This is a genomic window from Streptomyces sp. NPDC107522, assembly GCF_055657525.1.
This window is the reverse complement of the sequence record NZ_JBVKAU010000040.1, coordinates 1-1,453: the sequence shown is the minus strand read 5'-3', so window position 1 is coordinate 1,453 and position 1,453 is coordinate 1. Positions and strand designations below refer to the sequence as shown.

Below are 1,453 nucleotides of genomic sequence, written 5' to 3'. Positions count from 1 at the left end.
TCGTCGTGGTTGCGCAGGAAGATGCCCCACTGGCAGCCGGAGGGGATGGCCGGGGTCTTGGCGAGGATTTCCGAGACGGGGTAGCGCGATTCCCGCCGGACGGCCATGAAGATCCGCGGCATGACGGGGAAGTGGAAGGCCATGTGGCATTCGTCGCCGCCGGACTGGAAGTCGCCGAAGTAGTCGACGACGTCCTCCGGCCACTGGTTGGCCTCCGCCAGCAGCACCGTGTCCGGGTAGTGGGCGTCGATCTCCTTCCGCACCCGCTTGAGGAACTCATGGGTCGCGGGAAGGTTCTCGCAGTTCGTGCCTTCCTGGGCGTAGAGATACGGCACCGCGTCCAGCCGGAAGCCGTCGATTCCCAGGTCCAGCCAGAACTTCAGCGCGGAGAGGATCTCCTCCTGCACCGCCGGGTTCTCGTAGTTGAGGTCGGGCTGGTGGGAGAAGAAGCGGTGGAAGAAGTACTGCTTGCGGACCGGATCGAAGGTCCAGTTGGAGGCCTCGGTGTCGACGAAGATGATGCGGGCGTCGGCGTACTGCTTGTCGTCGTCGGCCCACATGTAGTAGTCGCCGTAGGGGCCGTCGGGGTCCCTCCTGGACTCCTGGAACCACGGGTGCTGGTCGCTGGTGTGGTTCATGACGAAGTCGATGATGACCCGCATACCGCGCTGGTGGGCCGAGTCCACGAAGTCCACGAAATCGGCGAGGTCACCGAATTCGGGCAGCACGGAGGTGTAGTCGGAGACGTCGTAGCCGCCGTCCCGCAGCGGTGATTTGAAGAAGGGCGGCAGCCACAGGCAGTCGACGCCGAGCCATTGCAGGTAGTCGAGTTTGGCGGTCAGGCCTTTGAGGTCGCCGACGCCGTCGCCGTTGGAGTCCTGGAAGGAGCGGACCAGGACCTCGTAGAAGACGGCGCGCTTGAACCAATCCGGGTCACGATCCTTGGCAGGAGTGTCCTCGAAGGTGTCCTGAACGGGCTCGTTGACGATCATTTTGTGGGTGACCCTCCGATCTGCGGGGTGGACGGTCGCAGAACTCGAAAGATGTGCGCGGGCGCGCGGCCCGGCTCAAGGCGCACATAATTGGCCCTGCCCCAGTGATAGGTCTGGCCGGTGAGCTCGTCGCGCACCGGCACCGACTCGTGCCAGTCCAGGCCGAGTTGCGGCATGTCCAACGAGACCGTCGCCTCCTGGGTGTGGTGAGGGTCGAGGTTGGCGACCACCAGAACCGTGTTCGATCCCTGCCGCTTCGAGTAGGCGATGACCTCGTCCTTGTCCGCGTGATGGAAGTGCAGATCGCGCAGCTGACGCAGGGCGGGATTCGCGCGCCGGATGGCGTTGAGCCTGGTGATCAGGGGCGTGATCGTGCGGCCTTCGCGTTCGGCGGTTTCCCAGTCGCGGGGGCGGAGTTGGTACTTCTCCGAGTCGAGGTATTCCTCGCTGCCCGCGCGCAG

1 protein-coding gene and 1 pseudogene are annotated in these 1,453 nt (G+C 64.8%); both read right to left on the bottom strand.

The window, feature by feature from the left end:
• On the bottom strand, nt 1–992 hold a 992-nt coding region (locus ACZ7L6_RS43390; RefSeq protein WP_471934066.1), incomplete at its 3' end, for an alpha-amylase family glycosyl hydrolase.
• A pseudogene (locus ACZ7L6_RS43385) lies at nt 989–1,453 on the bottom strand (alpha-1,4-glucan--maltose-1-phosphate maltosyltransferase); the annotation flags it as partial. The gene ACZ7L6_RS43390 and the pseudogene ACZ7L6_RS43385, both read right to left, overlap by 4 nt.